The sequence below is a fragment of the Pseudomonas alkylphenolica genome, assembly GCF_004025535.1.
GTDB classification, from domain to species: Bacteria; Pseudomonadota; Gammaproteobacteria; order Pseudomonadales; family Pseudomonadaceae; genus Aquipseudomonas; species Aquipseudomonas alkylphenolica_A.
The window spans coordinates 279023-299426 of sequence record NZ_QJRG01000033.1 but is presented as its reverse complement, the minus strand read 5'-3'; the positions used below and the strand labels follow the sequence as shown (position 1 = coordinate 299426).

Sequence of the window (20404 nt, the reverse complement as noted above, 5' to 3'; positions counted from 1 at the left end):
GATAATCGCGCGCTATGTGGACCTGCGTTCGTGGGTTCGTTTCACTCTGACTTGAGCCTGTCTGGAACCGTTTGGGGAATCATTGCGCCCTTTCGGAGTCCGAACAGTGCTCGCCAACCTGGCATTTGTCGCTGGCCGTTGGTTTTTTGATCTGTTTTCGGCGAGGGTTGCTCGTGATTGTAAGTCCCTGTAATGCACCAAGAACTCCCGGCAATCGGCTGCGCTCGGCCTTGTTGGCAGGCGCAACACTGGTCAGCCTGCTCGCTGCAGGCCAGCTCTGGGCGTTCAACCTTGACGATGTTGCCGCCAAGGCAAAGGATCTTGCCGGGCAGAAATACGAAGCGCCGAAAAGCAACTTGCCGGCCGTCTTCCGTGACATGAAATACGGGGACTACCAGCAGATTCGCTTCTTGACGGAAAAAGCCGAATGGGCCAACGACAAGACCCCGTTCAAGCTGTCCTTCTATCATCAGGGCATGCATTTCGACACCCCGGTGAAAATCAACGAGGTCACCGCTACCTCGGTTGAAGAAATCAAGTACGACCCGAACCGCTTTGATTTCGGCAGCGTGCAGTTTGATCCCAAGGCCACCGAGAACCTCGGCTACGCCGGGTTCCGCGTCCTGTACCCGATCAACAAGGCCGACAAGCAGGATGAAATCATGACCCTGCTGGGCGCCAGCTACTTCCGTGTAGTGGGCAAGGGGCATGTGTACGGCCTGTCCGCCCGCGGCCTGGCCATCGACACCGCACTGCCGTCCGGCGAAGAGTTCCCGCGGTTTACCGAGTTCTGGATCGAGAAGCCCAAGCCGGCCGACAAGCACCTGGTGATCTATGCGCTGCTCGACTCGCCGCGCTCCACCGGTGCCTACAAGCTGACCCTGCGCCCTGGCAGCGACACCATTGTCGACGTCAAGTCCAAGGTGTTCCTGCGTGATCACGTCAGCCGCCTTGGCATTGCCCCGCTGACCAGCATGTTCCTGTTCGGCGGCAACCAGCCATCGAAAGTGCTCAACTATCGTCCGGCACTGCACGACTCCGAAGGCCTGTCGATCCATGCCGGCAATGGCGAGTGGCTGTGGCGCCCACTGAACAACCCGAAACACCTGGCCGTGAGCAACTTCAGCGTCGAGAACCCGCGTGGTTTTGGTTTGCTGCAGCGTCAGCGCGAGTTCAGCCAGTTCGAAGACCTCGATGACAACTATCAGAAACGCCCAAGTGCCTGGATTGAACCTGTCGGCGACTGGGGCAAGGGCACGGTCGACCTGGTCGAAATTCCGACGGCCGACGAAACCAACGACAACATCGTTGCGTTCTGGAGCCCGGAAAAGCTGCCGGAGCCTGGCACGCCGTTCGAGTACGCGTACCGCCTGCACTGGACCATCGATGAATCCGACTTCCATTCGCCGAACCTGGGCTGGGTCAAGCAGACCCTGCGTTCGACCGGTGACGTCAAACAGTCCAACCTGATCCGTCAGCCAGACGGCAGCCTGGCCTTTCTGGTCGATTTCGAAGGCCCGGCGCTGGCTAAACTGCCAGAAGACACGGCGGTCCGTAGTCAGGTGAGCGTCGACGACAACGCTGAACTGGTCGAGAATAACCTGCGCTACAACCCGGAAATCAAAGGCTGGCGCCTGACCCTGCGGTTGAAGGTCAAAGACCCGAGCAAGAACGTGGAAATGCGTGCAGCACTGCTGCGTGATGTTCCGGTCGAACCTGCCAAGCCAGCAAAACCGGCCAAACAGGACAAGGCAGCCGCCAAAGCAGCCAAGGCCGAGAAGCCTGCCGAGCAACCTGCCGCCGATGCGGCGTCCACCACCGGGGCACCGGCCACCACCGAACAGGTGCTGACCGAGACCTGGAGCTATCAGTTGCCTGCCGATGAGTAACTCTCAACTACGGCCAGAATCGCTTGGCGAGTACCTGGCCCACCTACCACTGAGCGATGAGCAGCGGGCAGAACTTGCCAGTTGCAACTCGTTCAGTGAATTGCACCAACGCTTGTCCAGCAAACCGAGTGTATTCGATGCCGAGGCCGTCCAGGCTTCGGTAGGCGAGCGCCTGACGCTGGGCGGTGCTGCAGACATGGAAGACGCCGAGATGCTCGGTGTCGATGCCAGCGGTCGGCTGTGCCTCAAGGCCACGCCGCCGATCCAGCGTACCCGGGTGATCCCCGAGCCATGGCGCACCAATATCCTGATTCGCGCCTGGCGCCGGCTGACCGGGCGTACCAACGCGCCGGCACCGGCCAAGCGTGAACTGCCGAAGGCGCGCTGGCGCTGGGTCGGCTCGATGCGCCGCTACATTCTGCTGGCCTTGATGCTGGGGCAAACCATCGTTGCCGGCTGGTACATGAAAGGCATCCTGCCGTATCAGGGCTGGTCGTTCGTCGAACTCGACGAAATCATGCAGCAATCGCTGTGGCAGACCGCTACGCAGGTCTGGCCGTATGCGTTGCAGACCAGCATCCTGATTCTGTTCGGCATCCTCTTCTGTTGGGTCTCGGCGGGTTTCTGGACCGCGTTGATGGGCTTTCTCGAGCTGTTGACCGGCCGCGACAAATACCGCATTTCCGGCAGCAGTGCCGGTAACGAACCGATCGAGCCGGGTGCCCGTACTGCGCTGGTCATGCCGATCTGCAACGAAGATGTGCCGCGGGTGTTCGCGGGCTTGCGAGCGACTTTCGAGTCGGTGGCCGCCACTGGCGACCTGGACCGCTTCGACTTCTTCGTGCTCAGCGACACCAATGACACCGACATTGCCGTGGCCGAACAACAGGCCTGGCTGGAAGTCTGCCGCGAGGCCAAAGGCTTCGGGCGGATCTTCTACCGTCGCCGCCGTCGCCGTGTGAAGCGCAAGAGCGGTAACCTCGACGACTTCTGCCGTCGCTGGGGCAGCGAGTACCGCTACATGGTGGTCCTCGACGCCGACAGCGTGATGAGCGGCGAATGCCTGACCAGCCTGGTGCGGCTGATGGAAGCCAACCCTGATGCCGGGATCATCCAGACCGCGCCTAAAGCGTCGGGCATGGATACCCTGTATGCGCGCATGCAGCAGTTTGCGACCCGCGTCTACGGTCCGCTGTTCACCGCCGGCCTGCACTTCTGGCAGCTGGGCGAGTCGCACTACTGGGGGCACAACGCAATCATCCGCATGAAACCCTTTATCGAGCACTGTGCCCTGGCGCCGTTGCCGGGCAAGGGCGCGTTCGCCGGTGCAATCCTCTCGCATGACTTCGTTGAAGCGGCGCTGATGCGTCGTGCCGGTTGGGGCGTGTGGATTGCCTACGACCTGCCGGGCAGTTACGAAGAACTGCCGCCGAACCTGCTGGACGAGCTCAAGCGCGACCGGCGTTGGTGCCACGGCAACCTGATGAACTTCCGCCTGTTCCTGGTCAAAGGCATGCACCCGGTGCACCGTGCGGTGTTCCTCACCGGGGTGATGTCGTACCTGTCGGCGCCGTTGTGGTTCTTCTTCCTGGTGCTGTCGACCGCGTTGCTGGCGACCAACACCTTGATGGAGCCGCAGTACTTCCTCGAGCCACGCCAGCTGTACCCGTTGTGGCCGCAGTGGCATCCGGAAAAAGCCATCGCGCTGTTCTCCACCACCATCGTGCTGCTGTTCCTGCCCAAGCTGCTCAGTGTCATCCTGATCTGGGCCAAGGGCGCGAAAGAGTTCGGCGGGCGCTTCAAAGTGACCCTGTCGATGTTGCTGGAGATGCTGTTCTCCATGCTCCTGGCGCCGGTGCGGATGATCTTCCACACCCGTTTTGTGCTGGCTGCGTTCCTTGGCTGGGCGGCAACCTGGAACTCGCCGCAGCGTGACGACGACTCCACGCCGTGGAGCGAAGCGGTGCGCCGTCATGGTCCTCAGACCTTGCTGGGTGTGGCCTGGGCGTTGCTGGTGGCCTGGTTGAACCCAAGCTTCCTGTGGTGGCTGGTGCCGATCGTTGGCTCGCTGATGCTGTCGATCCCGGTGTCGGTGATCTCCAGTCGCGTGCACCTGGGCTTGCGTGCCCGGGACGAGAGCCTGTTCCTGATCCCCGAAGAATACGCCACGCCACAAGAACTGCTGGCAACCGATCGCTACACCCACGAAAACCGCTGGCATGCCCTGCATGACGGTTTCGTCCGGGCCGTGGTCGATCCGCAGCAGAACGCGCTGGCCTGTGCCCTGGCAACGGCCCGTCATGGTGTTGCAGCGCCAATCGAGTCGCTGCGTGCCGAGCGTATCGGCAAGGCGCTTGAAGTCGGTCCGGCGGGCCTGGACGGTGCTACACGCCTGGCCCTGCTGAGTGATCCGGTGGCCCTGGCGCGTCTGCACAGCCGTGTCTGGAGCGAGCAGAACGATGCCTGGCTGGGTGTCTGGCGGCGCTCGATCGCCAATGACCCGCACTCGCCGTTGTTGCCACTGCACCCGGAGCCCGTGGCGCAGCCTTCGTTGGCCAGTGCCTGACTGATTGCGGGGCGAGTCGACTCGCCCCGCAATGGCTTCCCCCTGCCTTTTTCTGATACCAACAACGCCGCCCATGCGTTAGCATCCCTTCCGAATATTTCGCACCCGTCTGTAGGACGGTTGGTGCCAACAATAAAATTCGAGTCTTCTTGCTGGGGGATCTGGTGATGTTCAAAAAATACCTGTCGATGTTGCTGGTCGGCGTCACTGCATTGGTTGCGGTCAATGCCGCCCAGGCGGCCGGCGCTATCGACGACGCGGTCAAGCGTGGCACCCTGCGTGCGGGCATGGACCCTACCTACATGCCATTTCAGATGACCAACAAGCGCGGCGAGATCGTCGGTTTCGAAGTCGATATCCTCAAGGCCATGTCCAAGTCCATGGGCGTCAAGCTGGAGATGGTCTCCACCTCCTATGACGGCATCATCCCGGCCCTGATGACTGACAAGTTCGACATCATCAGCAGCGGCATGACCCTGACCCAGGAACGCAACCTGAAGCTCAACTTCAGCGAACCCTTCATTGTTGTCGGCCAGACCCTGTTGATCCGCAAGGAGCTGGCGGGCGAGATCAAGTCCTATAAAGACCTGAACAACGAAAAATACCGCCTGACTTCCAAGCTCGGCACCACCGGCGAGCTGGTTGCCAAGAAGCTGATCGGCAAAGCCAAGTACCATGGCTACGACAACGAACAGGAAGCGGTCATGGACGTGGTCAACGGCAAGGCGGACGCCTTCGTCTACGACGCCCCGTACAACGTGGTTGCGGTGAACAAGGCCGGTGCCGGCAAGCTGCTGTTCCTCGACAAGCCGTTCACCTTCGAACCGCTGGCCTTCGGCCTGAAGAAAGGCGACTACGACAGCCTGAACTTCATCAACAACTTCCTGCACCAGATCAAGCACGACGGTACCTACGATCGAATCCACGACAAGTGGTTCAAGGACACCGCCTGGCTGAAGGACATGGAATAAGGCCAGGGCCTACCCTGGTTTGAAACCCGACGCGCAGGCTGGCCCTGCGCGTTCGCTTTTACGGAAGTACCCTCAAGTGATCAAACACAAGAAAGCCCAGTGGCCCTGGCACGGGCTTACCGCGCTGGTCCTGGTGGGCCTGGCGTTGAGCCTGTACTACGCAACCTCGCTGATCTCCTACGAATGGAGCTGGAATCGGGTACCGCAGTACTTTGCCTATCAGGCAGAAGTCGCTCAGCGCGCCGCCGATAACGGTACTGTCGAATCGATCACCGCCAACGGTGCGATGGCGAATGTCACCGTCCGTGATGAAAGCGGCGCTGAACAGGTGTTCGAAGTCGAGCAGGGCAGTGTGCAGCTGTCGCGTGGCGACGACGTGGCCGAAGGCGACCTGATCGGTGTCACGCATCACTGGGCTGCGGGACCCTTGGCCTGGGGTTTGTGGACCACCGTCTGGATTTCGGTGGCCTCTGGTGTACTGGGCCTGGTGATCGGGCTGTTTGCCGGGCTATGCCGGCTGTCGAACAACCCCACACTGCGCGATCTGTCCACCGTGTATGTCGAACTGGTGCGCGGCACGCCGCTGCTGGTACAGATCTTCATCTTCTATTTCTTCATTGGCACGGTGCTCAACCTGTCCCGTGAATTCGCCGGTGTTGCGGCGCTGGCGCTGTTTACCGGTGCCTACGTGGCTGAAATTGTGCGTGCCGGTGTCCAGTCGATTGCCAAAGGGCAGGGCGAAGCGGCCCGCTCGCTGGGTTTGAGTGCCGGCCAGTCGATGCGCCATGTGGTCCTGCCGCAAGCGTTCAAGCGTGTACTGCCACCGCTGGCCGGGCAGTTCATCAGCCTGGTCAAGGACACCTCGCTGGTCTCGGTAATCGCCATTACCGAACTGACCAAAAGCGGGCGCGAAGCAATCACCACGTCGTTCTCGACGTTCGAGATCTGGTTCTGTGTCGCCGGCCTGTACCTGTTGATCAACCTGCCGCTGTCGCACATGGCCAGCCGGCTTGAGCGGAGGCTTGCGCAAAGTGATTGAAGTCCGTGACCTGGTAAAAGTCTTCGACACCCGCGGCCAGGTGGTGCGTGCCGTCGATCACGTCAGCACCAACGTAGCCAAGGGTGAGGTATTGGTAGTGCTCGGCCCTTCGGGATCGGGGAAGTCGACCTTCCTGCGCTGCCTCAACGGCCTGGAGTCCTTCGATGAGGGCACCGTGGCCATCGACGGCCTGCAACTGGCTGACCCGAAGACCGACGTCAATGCCTATCGCCGTGAAGTCGGTATGGTGTTCCAGCATTTCAACCTGTTCCCGCACATGACCGTGCTCGAGAACCTGTGCCTGGCACAGAAGGTCGTGCGCAAGCGTGGCAAGGCTGAGCGTGAGGCCAAGGCGCGGGCGTTGCTGGAAAAGGTCGGCATCGGCCAGAAAGCCAACGAGTACCCGTCGCGCCTGTCCGGTGGCCAGCAGCAACGGGTGGCCATTGCCCGTGCGCTGGCGATGGACCCGAAGGTCATGCTGTTCGATGAGCCGACTTCGGCGCTTGACCCGGAAATGGTCGGTGAAGTGCTTGACGTCATGAAGACCCTGGCGCTGGAAGGCATGACCATGGTGTGTGTCACGCATGAAATGGGCTTTGCCCGGGAAGTGGCGGACCGTGTGTTGTTTTTCGACCATGGCAAGCTGCTGGAAGACTCGCCGCCCGAGGCGTTCTTCACCTCGCCCAAGGACCTGCGCGCCCAGGCGTTCCTGCGCCAGGTGCTCTAGAGCGCCTGTAGGAGCTGGCGTAGCCTGCGATGGGCTGCGCCGCAGCCCTGAGGGCCGTATTGGCTGACAGAGTTTGCGAGCGCTGCGCGCTCGATCACAGGCTCCTACAAAGATCGCGATGGCCTTAAAGCTGGAATTTGCCAACCAGGCCCTGAAGATGGGTACCCAGGCGTGCCAGCTCGACGCTGGAGGCTGCGGTTTCTTCGCTGGCAGCGGAGGTTTGGTCCGAAACGTCGCGCACGTTCATCACGCTCCGGTTGATCTCTTCGGCCACGGCGCTTTGTTGTTCTGCCGCAGCAGCAATTTGCTGGTTCATCGCCTGAATCGAGGACACCGTGCGGGTGATGGTCTCCAGCGATGCGCCAGCGCGACGGGTCAGCTCGACGCTGTTGTCGGTCAGGTTGCGGCTGGCATCCAGGGTACTGGCAACCTGCTGGGTGCCACTTTGCAAACCGGCAATCAGCGCCTCGATTTCTTCGGTTGACTGCTGGGTGCGCTGCGCCAGGCTGCGCACTTCGTCGGCAACCACGGCAAAACCGCGGCCAGCCTCGCCAGCGCGCGCAGCCTCGATGGCCGCGTTCAAGGCCAGCAGGTTGGTTTGTTGGGCGACCGACTTGATCACATCCAGCACGCTGCCAATCTTGTCGCTCTCGCTCTTGAGGTGACCCATGGCTGCGCTGGAATGATTCATTTCGTTGGCCAGACGCTCGATCTGGGCGATGGCTTCGCCCACCACCCGATCGCCTTCGCGGGCCTGCTGATCCGCCGCCAGCGCCGCTTCAGAGGCTTCCTCAGCGTTGCGCGCGACTTCCTGCACCGTGGCGGCCATCTCGTTCATGGCGGTGGCCACCTGATCGGTCTCGACCTTCTGATTGTTGACCCCGGCGCTGGTCTGCTCGGTCACGGCTGACAGCTCTTCTGCGGCGCTGGCAATCTGTGTGACGCCATCGCCAATGCCGCCGATCAACTCGCGCAGGCTGACGGTCATGCACTGCATGCTGCGCTGCAGTTGGCCCAGTTCGTCGCGCCGCTCGGCGTTCAGGTCCTGGCGCAGGTCGCCACTGGCAACCCGGTCTGCAGCGCTGAGGGTCTGGCGCAGGGGGATGACGATCTGGCGGGTAATGGCCCAGGCGGACAGCAGGCCGAACAGCAGGGCCAGGGCCGTGGCCAGGGTGAGCATCGATTTGGCGTGCTGCGATTCTTCGTCACGCAGTTGGGTCAGGGTGAGCGTCAGTTGCTGGCTCTGGTCAATGAGGATCTGCCCCTGGGCCGCCATCAATTGGGTTGCCTGCTCGATGATCGATTGTGCGGCGGCGAATTGCTCGACGGCCCCGCGGTAGTTGTCGAGGGCACGTGTGGCCTGGTGGAAGTTGCCGCTGTAATTCGCTGGCAGCACCTCGGCGAGTGTTTTCAGTTGCGATGACGCCAGATCGATCGCTTGCAGGGCAGACGAGTGGAATTCCGGCTTGCCGCTGTAGGTGTAACCGCGCACCTGGAAGCGCGCCTGCTGCAGCAGTTTGCTGGCGCCGATCACGCTGTTGAACAGGTTCAGATCGCTGCCGTTCAGCAGCTGTTGCTCGACCTCGGTAATCAGCGCTACGGCTTCGTCAGCACTGCTGCCAAGTACAGCCCGGCTTGCTTCGCGCTGCTGGCTCGCTTTTTCGGCAGTGTCGAGGGCCTGACGGTACTGACGTAACGCATCAATCTGTTGCTCGATACGCCGATGATCTTCAGGGCGGGTGATGCGCTGTTGGACCTGCTGCAGTTGGCGATCCAGCCCTGTCAGGGCGTTGTTGAGGGTCTGCTGCGCGCTTTCGTCACCCTTGATCTGGAAGTTCTGCCGGGCGACGCGCAGCTCAAGCGTCGCCTGCAGCACCTGAGAGACGCCGCCTAGGGTGTCGCCGCGGGACGTTACACCGTTGACCCCCTGCCAGCCGGTCAGGGTGATGCTCAGGGTCAGCAGCAGGACCAGGCCGAAGCCGATACCGAGTTTACGATTGACGCTCACGTGACCCAGGTGCAGGGCTAACCATTGATACATGGTGGAACTCCAGTGCGATCAGCAGAGGCGATGAATTGTTTTGATACCAATGCATCGGCCTTGCGCGGCGAAACTGAAGTCAGAACAGGCGAGCGAGCAGGGCTGTGACCGCCGTTTCTACACGCAGGATGCGCTCGCCCAGTTGCACCGGAGCCAAGCCAGCCTTACCCAGCAAATCAATCTCATAGGGAATCCAGCCGCCTTCCGGGCCAATGGCCAGGGTGACCGGTTCGTCGAGTCCACGCGGACAGGGCGGGAAAGGACCCGGGTGGCCCACCAGGCCAAGCGTGCCGTGGGTGATGGCCGGCAGGCGGTCTTCGACGAACGGCTTGAAGCGCTTCTCGATGATGACCTCGGGCAGGCGGGTGTCGCGAGTTTGTTCCAGGCCCAGGATCAACTGTTCGCGGATTGCTTCAGGCTCAAGAAAGGGGGTTTGCCAGAAGCTTTTCTCGACCCGGTAGCTGTTGACCAGAATCAGCTTCGGTACGCCCATGGTGGCAACCGTCTGGAAGACCCGGCGCAGCATTTTCGGGCGTGGCAGGGCCAGTACCAGGGTCAGCGGCAGTTTGGCCGGCGGCTCGCGGTCGAAGCTGACCGAGAGCTCTGCTTCATGGCCTTCCAGGCGTTCGACGCGGGCTTCACCCATCAGCCCGCCGATGCGGCCGACGCGCAGGCTGTCGCCTACCGCAACGCGGTGGATCTCCTGCATGTGGGTAAAGCGCCGATCGGCGAGAATGACGCGATCGGCCGCGATGAAGTCGGCTTCTTCGAGTAACAGCAGGTTCACGGCTGGGTCGCTGGCGGCTGGTCGTTATGATCGTCGGCAGTGTCGTCGCGATGTTCGCTGCGTTTGCGGATCAGCCCGCCAAACAGCACGCCTATCTCGAACAGCAGCCACATGGGCACGGCCAGCAAGGTCTGCGAGAAGATATCCGGGGGGGTCAGGACCATGCCGACCACAAAGCAGCCGATGATCACGTAAGGACGGATCTTCTTCAGGTATTTGACGTCAACGACGCCAATCCATACCAGCAGGACCACCGCCACCGGGATCTCGAAGGCCACGCCGAAGGCGAAGAACAGGGTCATGACGAAGTCCAGGTAACTGGCAATGTCCGTCATCATCGACACCCCTTCAGGGGTGGCACTGGCGAAAAACCCGAAAATCAGCGGAAACACCAGGAAGTAGGCAAACGCCATCCCGGCATAGAACAGGATGATGCTGGAGATCAGCAGCGGAATCGCAATGCGCTTTTCGTGGCGGTACAGGCCCGGGGCAATGAAGCCCCAGATCTGCTGGAGGATCAGCGGAATGGCCAGGAACAGCGAGACGATCATGGTCAGCTTGAACGGCGTCAGGAACGGCGAGGCCACGTCGGTGGCAATCATCGTTGCGTTGGCCGGCAAGTGCGCACGCAACGGCGCCGAGACCAGGGTGTAGATCTGCTGTGCGAATGAAAACAGCCCGGCAAAGATCAGAAAGATGGCCGCGACACAGCGCAGCAGGCGAGTGCGCAACTCGGTGAGGTGCGAAACCAGCGGCATCGGCTGGTCGTTTTCCGGAATATCGCTCATGGGGCTCGCGGCGGCTGTGTCGGTTCGGGGGTGGCGCTGGCGACCGGTGAGGAGTCGGTGCTGGCTGCTGGCGGTGCTACCACGGCGTCTTGGCTGGCAACCGGCGTGGCAGGTGGCTCAGGCGTCACGCTCTGCGGGTTGAGGATCTTGCGCGCTTCCTGCTCCATCGAGAGGATGTGCTCGTTGTGCAACTGGCGGCGGATGTCATCAGCGCCAATCTCGCGCTCGACTTCCTGCTTGATCGCATTGAAGCTGCGTTTGAGGCGGCCGATCCACAACCCGGCCGTGCGCGCAGCCCCCGGCAAACGCTCGGGGCCGAGCACCAGCAGGGCCACCAGGCCCACAAGCAACAGTTCGCTGAAGCTGATCCCGAACATTGATCAATCTTTCCTGATGGGCTCTTCGACCTTGTGCGCCTGGCCGTCGATGGTCTGTGGCTGGTTCAGCGGCGAAGAAGCCTGCGGTTGGGCAGTTTGCACCGGCGGTGGGGTCTGTTCGGCAGGCTTGGATTCTTCTTCGTTCATGGCCTTGCGAAAGCCCTTGATCGATTCGCCCAGATCGCTGCCGAAGTTTTTCAACTTCTTGGTACCGAACACCAGTACCACCACGACCAGCAGGACGATCCAGTGTTTCCAGTCAAAAATACCCATGGTGCAATCCCTCGAAATAATTCAGTTAGGCCGACGGTTGACGCGCTGCTTTCTCGGCATGTCCAGACAGGCCGAACCGGCGGTCCAGCTCATCGAGTACAGCCTGCGGATGCTGACCCAGTTGGGCAAGCATGACCAGACTATGGAACCACAGATCGGCGGTTTCGTAGATTACATCGCTGTAATCGCCGCTGTTGGCAGCGTCTTTGGCTGCGATGATGGTCTCGATCGACTCTTCGCCGAGCTTTTCCAGAATCTTGTTCAGGCCCTTGTGATACAGACTAGCTACATAGGAACTGTCAGGCTCGGCGCCTTTGCGCGCTTCCAGCACTTCGGCCAGGCGGGTCAGGGTGTCGCTCATGTCAGTGTCCTGCGTTGTAGATGGCATTGGGGTCTTTGAGAACCGGGTCGACGGTTTTCCACTCGGCGTTTTCGTAAACGCGGTAGAAGCAGCTCTCGCGACCGGTATGGCAGGCGATATGGCCCAGTTGCTCGACCATCAGGATGATCACGTCGGCATCGCAGTCCAGGCGCATTTCATGCAGTTTCTGCACGTGCCCGGATTCCTCACCTTTACGCCACAGTTTGCCACGCGAACGCGACCAGTAGATGGCCCGCTGCTCGGCGGCGGTCAGCGCCAGCGCTTCGCGGTTCATCCAGGCCATCATCAGCACACGCCCGGTCTTGTGGTCCTGGGCGATGGCCGGTACCAGGCCATCGCTGTTCCAGTTGATCTCGTCCAGCCAGTCTTTCATGCACAACTCCAAAACTCGTGGCCCGATCCTCTGCCGACCCATGGCGCTAGTGTGCCAGCGCGCGGCGCTGCTGGCTATCGACGCACGATCAGGTAAAGGCCGGCGGCGAGCATCAGCCAGGCCGGCCAGGCGGCCGGAGCGCTAAGGCTGACAGCACCGGCGGCCAGCGTCGCCCCGCCGCCCAGCAGGCCGGCGCCGAGCAGGCGCAGGGCCCAGCCATCACCTTTTTGCTGCCACGGCGCGGGAGGGTCAGACAGGTGCGGCTGCGACATGCGTTCGAGCAGGTCGCGGGTCATGCCGGCCAGGTGCGGAATCTGTTCGACCTGGCCGTGCAGGTTCTGCAGCAGTGTTTTGGGGCTGACCCGCTCACGCATCCAGCGCTCGAGAAACGGCTGGGCGGTGCTCCACAGGTCCAGCTCGGGGTACAGCTGGCGGCCCAGGCCTTCGATGTTGAGCAAGGTCTTCTGCAGCAACACGAGCTGCGGCTGGACTTCCATGTTGAAGCGCCGGGCAGTCTGGAACAGGCGCATCAGGACCTGGCCGAAGGAGATGTCTTTCAACGGCTTTTCGAAGATCGGCTCGCACACGGTACGGATCGCCGCTTCGAACTCGTTGAGCTTGGTGTGTGCCGGGACCCAGCCAGAATCGATGTGCAACTGGGCCACGCGGCGGTAGTCGCGCTTGAAGAAGGCAAACAGGTTGCGCGCCAGGTAGTCCTGGTCTTCAGGTGTCAGGCTGCCGACGATGCCGCAGTCGATCGCAATGTACTGCGGGCTCCACGGTTTGATGGTGCTGACGAAGATGTTGCCCGGGTGCATGTCGGCATGAAAGAAGCTGTCACGAAATACCTGGGTGAAGAAGATCTCCACGCCGCGCTCGGCGAGCATTTTCATGTCGGTACGCTGGTCGGCCAGGGTCGCCAGGTCGGTGACCTGGATGCCGTAGATGCGCTCCATCACCAGGACCTTGGGGCGGCACCAGTCCCAGTACACCTGGGGCACGTACATCATTTCCGAGCCTTCGAAGTTGCGCTTGAGCTGGCTGGCGTTGGCCGCCTCGCGCAACAGGTCGAGCTCGTCATAAATGGTTTTTTCGTAGTCGCTGACCACTTCCACCGGGTGCAACAGACGGGCATCGGCAGACACCCGTTCAGCACCGCGGGCGATCAGGAACAGCCAGGCCAGGTCCTGGGCGATGATCGGCTTGAGGCCCGGGCGCACCACCTTGACCACGACCTCTTCGCCGCTCTTGAGCTTGGCCGCATGTACCTGGGCCACCGAGGCCGACGCCAGTGGCTCGACATCAAAGCGGCTGAACACTTCGCTGATCTTCGCGCCCAGTTGCTCTTCGATCAGGGCCACGGCCTTTTGCGGGTCGAAGGGTGGTACCCGGTCCTGCAGCTTCATCAGTTCATCGGCGATGTCTTCGGGCAGCAGATCGCGGCGCGTTGACAGCAGCTGGCCAAACTTGATGAAAATCGGCCCGAGGTCCTGCAGGGCGAGGCGCAGGCGCGCTCCGCGGCTGAGGTCCAGGGGCTTGCGGGGCAGCCAGCGCCAGGGCATCACGTGCCGCAGGGCCATCAGCCACCACGGGAGCGGCAGGTCAAACAGCAGGTCATCGAGGCGGTAGCGAATGACTACGCGCTGGATGCGCAACAGACGGCGGACGGCAAGCAGCTTCATGCGTTATCGCTGGTATCAAGGGATCGGGCAAGGCGCTCAATGCGCGCCTCAAGGCGTTCGATGTCGACTTTGAGGGTGTCTAGCTCACTGAAGCGGGCTTCAGCTTCGCGTTGGCCAACCAGGGTGCGGGCTTCTTCGGCCAGGTACTCGGAGAGGTTCTGGTTAAGTGCGGCAAAGCCCTGGCGGGTCCAGTTGGCGCGGCTGCGCAGGTGGCCACTGAGCAGTTGGGTAGCGACAGGGCCAAGCCAGCGCGAGACTTCGTATTCCCAGTCCAGCTCCAGGTCCTGCAGTACCTTGACCAGGTCGAGCAGTACCGCGCTGTCACCTTCGAGCTCGACCTGCGGGCTGTGCAGCACGGCCGTCTTGTCCTGGCTCAGGGCCAGGCGTACCAGGCTGCTGGCCGGGGCGCGCAGGGTGCAGTCGGCATCATTGGCCCAGTGGCTGGCCAGCATCAGGCCCTCGTCGCTGGGCAAAATGAACAGCTGCAGCGCCGGCTGACGACAGTCGATGGCAATGACTTTGCCATCGAGGGGACGCAACCGCGGCAATGCCGTGCTGTCCAGGCGCAGAACACGGTTCAGGCCGTGTTCGACACTGGCAAGTAGGCCGGCCAGGAGCATCAGGGCTTGATGCCCCGGTGCAGGGCAACGATGCCGCTGGTCATGTTGTGATAGGTCACGCGATCAAAGCCGGCTTCGACCATCATCGACTTGAGGGTTTCCTGGTCGGGGTGCATGCGGATCGATTCGGCCAGGTAACGGTAGCTTTCCGAGTCGTTGGTGATCAGCTTGCCGGCCAGTGGCATGAAGGCAAACGAGTACGCGTCGTAGACCTTGGACATCAGCTTGTTGGTAGGCTTGGAGAACTCCAGTACCAGCAGGCGGCCGCCGGGCTTGAGCACGCGCAGCATCGAGCGGATGGCATCTTCTTTGTGGGTGACGTTGCGCAGGCCGAAGGCGATCGTCACGCAATCGAAGTGGTTGTCCGGAAACGGCAGCTTTTCAGCGTCGGCCTGGACGAACTCGATGTTTCCGGCCACACCGCGGTCGAGCAGGCGGTCACGGCCTACCTTGAGCATCGAGGCGTTGATGTCGGCCAGTACTACCTGACCGGTCGGCCCGACCAGTTGCGAGAACTTGGCGGCCAGGTCACCGGTACCGCCGGCGATGTCCAGTACCCGGTTGCCGCTGCGCACACCGGACAGTTCGATGGTGAAGCGCTTCCACAAGCGGTGCATACCGCCGGACAGCACGTCGTTCATCAAGTCGTATTTGGCAGCTACCGAATGGAAAACCTCAGCGACTTTCTCTGCTTTCTGGCTTTCCGGTACGTTTTGGTAGCCGAAATGGGTGGTGGGTTCGGCGTGGTCGCCTTTGCGCTGGTCGTTCATATCGCTTCACCGAAAAAAATTACTGGCCATTCTAGGGCGTACGGTCGGATTTGTCTTGGCGGGGTGTGTCGCAGGTCGGGGTGCGGGCATAATAGAAGTATGCCTTTGAACCCAGGATTGAATGAATGACCCAGATCAGCGTTGAGCGCAAACACAGCCTGGGCCGCGAAGCGGCTCGGGAAAAGGCCCAAACCCTGGTCGACAAGCTGGCCCGCGAGTACGACCTCAGCGCCCGCTGGAATGGCGACCGGGTCGAGGTCAAGCGCAGCGGTGCCACGGGCAGTGTGCAGATCGGTGAAGACACCATCAGGGTCGAGCTGAAACTGGGCATGATGCTGTCGATGATGAGCGCGACCATCAAGAGCGAGATCGAGCGGGCGCTGGACAAAGCGCTGGCTTGAATCCGGATTCTGCAGCTTAGGGTGAGGATTCTAATTTTTCACCCTACCTTATGCTCAAGCCCAGTATCCATGGGCAGTTCCTCCATATCTATTCGAGCGTGAGGTGCAGAGCATGGTTAAAGTGACCCTGAAGAAAAAAGATGACGACCAGCACACGCTGGGCGAAGTGCGCGGCTATGCGCGCAAGATCTGGCTGGCAGGCCTTGGGGCTTATGCCCGGGTTGGCCAGGAAGGTGCCGACTACCTGAAAGAGCTGGTCAAGGCCGGCGAAACCGTCGAGAAACGTGGAAAGAAACGCATCGACAAAGAGCTTGATGCAGCCAATACCCAGATCGATTCGGTCAAAGGCGAGATCACCAGCGTCAAGGGCAAGGTCGAAGTTCAACTCGACAAAATTGAAAAGGCTTTCGACACACGGGTCGCCAGCGCCTTGAATCGCATCGGCATTCCGTCTAAACATGACGTGGAGGCACTCTCTGCCAAGCTCGAAGAGCTGACGGCATTGCTCGAACGTGTCGCGCGCAAACAATAAGGAGAGCAGGATGGCTGGCAAGAAGAATAGCGAGAAAGAAGGCAGCTCCTGGGTCGGGGGGATCGAGAAATATTCCCGCAAGATCTGGCTGGCTGGTTTGGGTATCTACTCCAAGATCGATCAGGACGGCAACAAGCTGTTCGAGTCCTTGGTCAAGGATGGCGAGAAGGCCGAGAAACAGGCCAAGGAATCGGTAGGTGCTGCCAAGGCTTCGGCCAAGTCGGCCACTTCGCGAGTGGGCGATGTGAAAGACCGTGCACTGGGCAAATGGAGCGAGCTCGAAGAAGCTTTCGACAAGCGCCTGAACAGCGCTATCTCGCGTCTGGGCGTCCCTAGCCGTAATGAAGTCAAGGCACTGCACCAGCAGGTCGACACCTTGACCAAGCAGATCGAGAAACTGACCGGGGCATCGGTCAAGCCGGTTGCCAGCAAGCCGGCAGCCAGCAAGCCGGCAGCCAGCAAGGCGGCGGCCAAGCCATTGGCCAAGGCAGCACCGAAAGCTGCTGCCAAGCCTGCGGCGAAAACCGCGGCGGCCAAGCCTGCAGCGGCAAAAACTGCTGCGGCCAAGCCGGCAGCAAAACCTGCAGCAAAACCTGCAGTCAAGGCAGCTGCCAAGCCTGCAGCGGCGAAAAAGCCTGCGGTGAAGAAAGCCCCGGCCAAACCTGCTGCCAAGCCCGCGGCACCTGCGGCCAGTGCTGCACCGGCACCGAGTGCGGCGCCAGCAGCAACCGCAACCGTAGCACCGGCAACGCCGACACCATCGGCACCGCTGAACGCGATCAGCCAGTCCTGATTCCAGGCGGTTGTCAGCGAACGCCCGGCCTCAGTGCCGGGCGTTTTCATTTGCCGCCTTGGGCTGCCGGCATCAGCCGCTCAGGTACCTCAGCGCGATCTGCTCGGCGGCATGCCGGGAACCTGCCTCCAGGTGCGGCGCTACCAGCATCATCACCTGATACACCACCACCCCGACTTCGCCCTCGCGCGCCAGTACCCGCTGGTAATCCAGCGAGAACAGCAACGTCAGGGTGATCTGCTCCACCAGTTGCCCCAGTGCCCGCGTGTCGCTGACCACCTGGCCCTGGGCCTTGAGGCTGGCGAGCAAGGCGGCCAGGGTGCGCTTGAGGGCGTTGAGCAGGTTGCGCATGCCGCGGGCCAGTTTGGGTAACCGCCCGGTGAGGTTCGACAGGTCCTGGAAGAGGAAGCGGTACTGGGCCATGCGCTCGACGATCAGGTGCAGGAACAGCCAGTAGTCCTCTGCATCCAGGCGCACTTCCAGGGGTGGGTCGAGCAGCGGCGTCAGTTCCTCTTCGAAGCGTTCGAACAGGCCCAGCACCAACGGCTCCTTGCCATGGAAGTGGTAGTAGAGGTTGCCCGGGCTGATCCCCATTTCATTGGCAATCTCCAGGGTCGAGACATTGGGCTCGCCCTGCTGGTTGAACAGCTGCAGGGCACACTCAAGAATACGGTCGCGGGTTTTCATCCGTTCTACTTGTTCAGCGCGCCAGGACGTAAGTGCCGGGTGCGGGGTCCATGGGAGGGTAATTCTGGTTGCCCAGGGTCATCAGGGTTTCACGCTGCTCGCCGGAGCGTGCCTGAATCCATTCCAGCCACTGCGGCCACCAACTGCCGTCTACCTGTTTGGCGTCATAGAACCAGGCCCGCGGATCGCTGCTCAGGCGCGGGTTGTCGACATAGTGCGCCTTGGGATTGCCGGGCGGGTTGAGGATGCTTTGCACGTGGCCGCTGTTGGCCAGGATGAAACGTTTGTCGCCGCCCAGCAGCAAGGTCGAACGGTAGACCGCATCCCAGGGGGTGATGTGGTCGTTGCTGCCGGCCACACTGAAGCTGTCGACGTTGACCTTCTGCAAGTCGATCGGCGTACCGCAGACTTCGAGGCCGGCAGCATGGGCCAGCGGATTGTGCTTGAAGAAATCCAGCAGATCGCCGTGCAGGGCTGCGGGCAGGCGGGTGTTGTCGTTGTTCCAGTAAAGGATGTCGAAAGCCGGTGGTGCCTTGCCCAGCAGGTAATTGTTGACGAAGTAATTCCAGATCAGGTCATTGGGGCGCATCCAGGCGAAGACCTTGGCGATTTCCTTGCCGTCGAGCACACCCTGTTGGTAGGAGCGGCGCTTGGCCGCTTCCAGCGTCTGCTCATCGGCGAACAGGCTGGCGGGGCTGTCAATTTCGCTGTCGAGCAGGCTTACCAGGTAAGTGGCGCTGCCGACCCTGCGCAGTTGCCGCTTGGCCTGCAAATGGCCCTGCAACGCGGCCATGGTCAGGCCGCCGGCACATGCGCCCATCAGGTTGACTTCGCGACTGCCGGTTATCGCCCGGCAGACATTCATGGCTTCTTCGAGCGCCTCGACGTAGCTCGTCAGGCCCCACTCGCGATGCCGTGGGTCGGGATTGCGCCAACTGACCATGAAGGTCTGCAGGCCGTTCTTGAGCATGTACTGGACGAAGCTGTTGCTCGGGCTCAGGTCGAAAATGTAGAACTTGTTGATCTGCGGCGGCACCACCAGCATGGGCCGGGCGTACTGTTTTTCGCTCATCGGCTTGTACTGGATCAGCTCCAGCAGTTCGTTGCGAAACACCACCGAGCCCGGCGTGGTCGCCAGGTTGCGACCCACTTCGAATGCTTGCGGGTTGACCTGGCGTGGCAAGCCATCGTTATGACGCAGGTCATCGAGCAGGTGGCTGACGCCACGCACCAGGCTTAATCCCCCGGAGTTGAACAGCTCCTTGACGGCGGCAGGGTTGAGCAAAGAGTTGCTTGGTGCCATGGCATCGTTCAACAGGGCGAAGAGGAAGTGCGCCCGAGCCCGGTCATCGGCATCCAGTTGGCTTTCATCGATCCACTGGCGGGTCTGCTTCTGCCAGGCCAGATACGCCTGCAGGCCGCGACTGTAGAAGGGGTTGAGGCTCCAGGCCGGATCCTTGAAGCGATTGTCCCGAGGGTGTGGCTGGTGCGGCGTATCGCCGAGCAATACACGACCCAGCTGGTTGCCCAGCGAGAGCATGTGTTTGGCTGTGTGCAGCGGATGGCGCAGGCTGTGGCGACTGACATTGCGCAAGGTGGACAGCAGGTCGCGGCCGCGCAGGCCAGTGATTGCACTCTGCACGTTCATGTAGGAGGCGGGGACCGGTACCGACCCCTTCGCGGGCTTGTCTTTCATCAGGCAACACTCCGTCGTCAGGCCATCAACAAACAATTCAATGCAAGAGCGACACCAACCTCTTGCTGTCGATCGAGCTACAAGGCGTCCTGCCCCGCGCGTGATCGCGCTTTATCTCAACTGGCCGCAGGCCGGGGGTGCATGACAGCGCGCTGGCGCTCTTGCTGGAGGAACTTCATGATGATCGGGGCGACGGCTTCGGCCCGGGTGATCAGGAACAAGTGACCGTCGTCGATTATGTGTAGCTGGGCATTGGGAATCCGCCAGGCCAGCAGGCGCATATTGATCAATGGAATCAAGGGGTCATCGTCGCCCGCCAGCACCAGCGTCGGCTGCTGGATCTTGTGCAGCCAGTGAATGCTGGTCCAGCCAAACCCTGCGAACAGTTGCCAGTAGTAGCCGAGCTTGCCCGAGGAACGCACCTTCGCGGCGTGGTTCATGGCCAGGTCCGGGTCGCGGCGAAAGGCGCCCCCGTAGATCTGCGGGGCAATGCGGATCACATGGGAAGGCTGGATATAGCGCCGCGGGCTGGCCATCAGCCACAGCACCTTGGGCTTGCCCGGCACCATCACCGCACCGGCAGCAGTCGCTGCAAGCACGAGCTTTTTGCAGCGTTCCGGGTAGTCATGGGCGAACTGCTGGGCCAGGGCACCACCCCATGACACGCCGATGACATTGACCTGGCCGTAATCGAGGTAATCGAGCATGCGCGCGGTGAGCCTGGCCAGGCCCGGAAAGCGATAAGGGTGTCTGGGGGTCGACGAGCCGCCGACCCCGGGCACGTCGAAGGCGATGACCTCAAGGTCCGGGTCCAGTGCCTGGATGAAAGGGAACACCAATTCCAGGTTGGCGCCGATGCCGTTGAAAATCAGCAAGGGCGTCAAGTGGGGCTTGCCGGGGCGAACCGCCGTACGGATGGTCTGGCCATCCAGGTCAACGGTTCTGAAAATATACGGTTGCGGCATGCGCGAAGCCCTGTGCTGGATAAGGCGCCGTGGCCTTCAGTGGCC

At 61.6% G+C, this 20404-nt stretch carries 21 protein-coding genes and 1 pseudogene; 8 read left to right on the top strand and 14 right to left on the bottom strand.

Annotation, left to right across the window (positions count from 1 at the left end; all coding sequences use genetic code 11):
- Positions 1-173 precede the first annotated feature (173 nt).
- The 5 genes from DM813_RS01455 (at position 174) to DM813_RS01435 (ending at position 7192) form a co-directional block, all read left to right on the top strand.
- Entirely contained in the window at positions 174-1889 is a 1716-nt protein-coding gene (locus tag DM813_RS01455; RefSeq protein WP_206617349.1) for a glucan biosynthesis protein G, read from the top strand.
- A complete protein-coding gene (gene mdoH, locus DM813_RS01450; RefSeq protein WP_128321670.1) occupies positions 1882-4455 on the top strand; it encodes a glucans biosynthesis glucosyltransferase MdoH in 2574 nt (857 codons plus the stop codon). The genes DM813_RS01455 and mdoH overlap by 8 nt, the downstream gene beginning before the upstream one ends.
- 167 nt (positions 4456-4622) lie before the next feature.
- A complete protein-coding gene (locus tag DM813_RS01445) occupies positions 4623-5426 on the top strand; it encodes a transporter substrate-binding domain-containing protein (RefSeq protein WP_128321669.1) in 804 nt (267 codons plus the stop codon).
- 76 nt (positions 5427-5502) lie between these two features.
- On the top strand, positions 5503-6465 hold the full coding sequence (locus DM813_RS01440) for an amino acid ABC transporter permease (RefSeq protein ID WP_128321668.1): 963 nt from the start codon (positions 5503-5505) through the stop codon (positions 6463-6465).
- Entirely contained in the window at positions 6458-7192 is a 735-nt protein-coding gene (locus DM813_RS01435; RefSeq protein WP_038616999.1) for an amino acid ABC transporter ATP-binding protein, read from the top strand. The genes DM813_RS01440 and DM813_RS01435 overlap by 8 nt, the downstream gene beginning before the upstream one ends.
- A 124-nt stretch (positions 7193-7316) precedes the next feature.
- Here DM813_RS01435 and DM813_RS28870 read toward each other — a convergent pair whose 3' ends face one another.
- The 11 genes and pseudogenes from DM813_RS28870 to ubiE form a co-directional block, all read right to left on the bottom strand.
- Positions 7317-8030: a methyl-accepting chemotaxis protein gene (locus DM813_RS28870; RefSeq protein WP_431311906.1), complete on the bottom strand. Its 714-nt coding sequence runs from the start codon at positions 8028-8030 to the stop codon at positions 7317-7319.
- A 144-nt stretch (positions 8031-8174) separates the two neighbouring features.
- Positions 8175-9233: pseudogene (locus DM813_RS28865) on the bottom strand (methyl-accepting chemotaxis protein); the annotation flags it as partial.
- Positions 9234-9312: 79 nt separating this feature from the next.
- On the bottom strand, positions 9313-10020 hold the full coding sequence (locus DM813_RS01425) for a 16S rRNA (uracil(1498)-N(3))-methyltransferase (RefSeq protein WP_128321666.1): 708 nt from the start codon (positions 10018-10020) through the stop codon (positions 9313-9315).
- Positions 10017-10808 carry a twin-arginine translocase subunit TatC gene (tatC, locus tag DM813_RS01420; RefSeq protein ID WP_128321665.1) on the bottom strand — a complete coding sequence of 264 codons (792 nt, stop codon included), beginning with the start codon at positions 10806-10808 and terminating at the stop codon, positions 10017-10019. Before tatC ends, DM813_RS01425 begins: the two co-directional genes overlap by 4 nt.
- On the bottom strand, positions 10805-11185 hold the full coding sequence (tatB, locus tag DM813_RS01415) for a Sec-independent protein translocase protein TatB (RefSeq protein ID WP_128321664.1): 381 nt from the start codon (positions 11183-11185) through the stop codon (positions 10805-10807). The genes tatC and tatB overlap by 4 nt, the downstream gene beginning before the upstream one ends.
- A 3-nt stretch (positions 11186-11188) precedes the next feature.
- The gene (locus tag DM813_RS01410) at positions 11189-11458 is read right to left on the bottom strand and encodes a twin-arginine translocase TatA/TatE family subunit (protein WP_128321663.1); all 270 of its coding nucleotides are present in this window, start codon (positions 11456-11458) and stop codon (positions 11189-11191) included.
- Positions 11459-11483: 25 nt separating this feature from the next.
- Positions 11484-11819, bottom strand: coding sequence for a phosphoribosyl-ATP diphosphatase (locus DM813_RS01405; RefSeq protein ID WP_128321662.1), 336 nt, complete (start codon positions 11817-11819; stop codon positions 11484-11486).
- A 1-nt stretch (position 11820) separates the two neighbouring features.
- Positions 11821-12213: a phosphoribosyl-AMP cyclohydrolase gene (gene hisI, locus DM813_RS01400; RefSeq protein ID WP_128321661.1), complete on the bottom strand. Its 393-nt coding sequence runs from the start codon at positions 12211-12213 to the stop codon at positions 11821-11823.
- A 74-nt stretch (positions 12214-12287) separates the two neighbouring features.
- On the bottom strand, positions 12288-13895 hold the full coding sequence (gene ubiB / locus DM813_RS01395) for a ubiquinone biosynthesis regulatory protein kinase UbiB (RefSeq protein WP_128321660.1): 1608 nt from the start codon (positions 13893-13895) through the stop codon (positions 12288-12290).
- Positions 13892-14515: a ubiquinone biosynthesis accessory factor UbiJ gene (locus DM813_RS01390; protein ID WP_128321659.1), complete on the bottom strand. Its 624-nt coding sequence runs from the start codon at positions 14513-14515 to the stop codon at positions 13892-13894. Before DM813_RS01390 ends, ubiB begins: the two co-directional genes overlap by 4 nt.
- The gene (ubiE, locus tag DM813_RS01385; protein ID WP_128321658.1) at positions 14515-15285 is read right to left on the bottom strand and encodes a bifunctional demethylmenaquinone methyltransferase/2-methoxy-6-polyprenyl-1,4-benzoquinol methylase UbiE; all 771 of its coding nucleotides are present in this window, start codon (positions 15283-15285) and stop codon (positions 14515-14517) included. Before ubiE ends, DM813_RS01390 begins: the two co-directional genes overlap by 1 nt.
- Before the next feature lie 125 nt (positions 15286-15410).
- Between ubiE and DM813_RS01380 the strand changes: the two genes are divergently transcribed.
- The 3 genes from DM813_RS01380 to DM813_RS01370 all read left to right on the top strand — a co-directional run bounded on the left by DM813_RS01380 (position 15411) and on the right by DM813_RS01370 (position 17011).
- Positions 15411-15686 carry a polyhydroxyalkanoic acid system family protein gene (locus DM813_RS01380; RefSeq protein WP_128321657.1) on the top strand — a complete coding sequence of 92 codons (276 nt, stop codon included), beginning with the start codon at positions 15411-15413 and terminating at the stop codon, positions 15684-15686.
- 112 nt (positions 15687-15798) lie between these two features.
- Positions 15799-16218 (top strand): phasin family protein, encoded by a 420-nt coding sequence (locus DM813_RS01375; RefSeq protein ID WP_128321656.1) that lies wholly within the window; start codon positions 15799-15801, stop codon positions 16216-16218.
- A gap of 10 nt (positions 16219-16228) precedes the next feature.
- On the top strand, positions 16229-17011 hold the full coding sequence (locus DM813_RS01370) for a phasin family protein (protein ID WP_128321655.1): 783 nt from the start codon (positions 16229-16231) through the stop codon (positions 17009-17011).
- Positions 17012-17083: 72 nt separating this feature from the next.
- Here the strand turns inward: DM813_RS01370 and DM813_RS01365 are convergent, their stop codons facing one another.
- From DM813_RS01365 to phaZ, 3 genes are all read right to left on the bottom strand, one after another.
- Positions 17084-17698, bottom strand: coding sequence for a TetR/AcrR family transcriptional regulator (locus DM813_RS01365; protein ID WP_128321654.1), 615 nt, complete (start codon positions 17696-17698; stop codon positions 17084-17086).
- 13 nt (positions 17699-17711) lie between these two features.
- Positions 17712-19394, bottom strand: coding sequence for a class II poly(R)-hydroxyalkanoic acid synthase (gene phaC, locus DM813_RS01360; protein ID WP_128321653.1), 1683 nt, complete (start codon positions 19392-19394; stop codon positions 17712-17714).
- Between the two features lie 116 nt (positions 19395-19510).
- Entirely contained in the window at positions 19511-20359 is an 849-nt protein-coding gene (phaZ, locus tag DM813_RS01355; RefSeq protein ID WP_128321652.1) for a poly(3-hydroxyalkanoate) depolymerase, read from the bottom strand.
- Between the last annotated feature and the right edge of the window lie 45 nt (positions 20360-20404).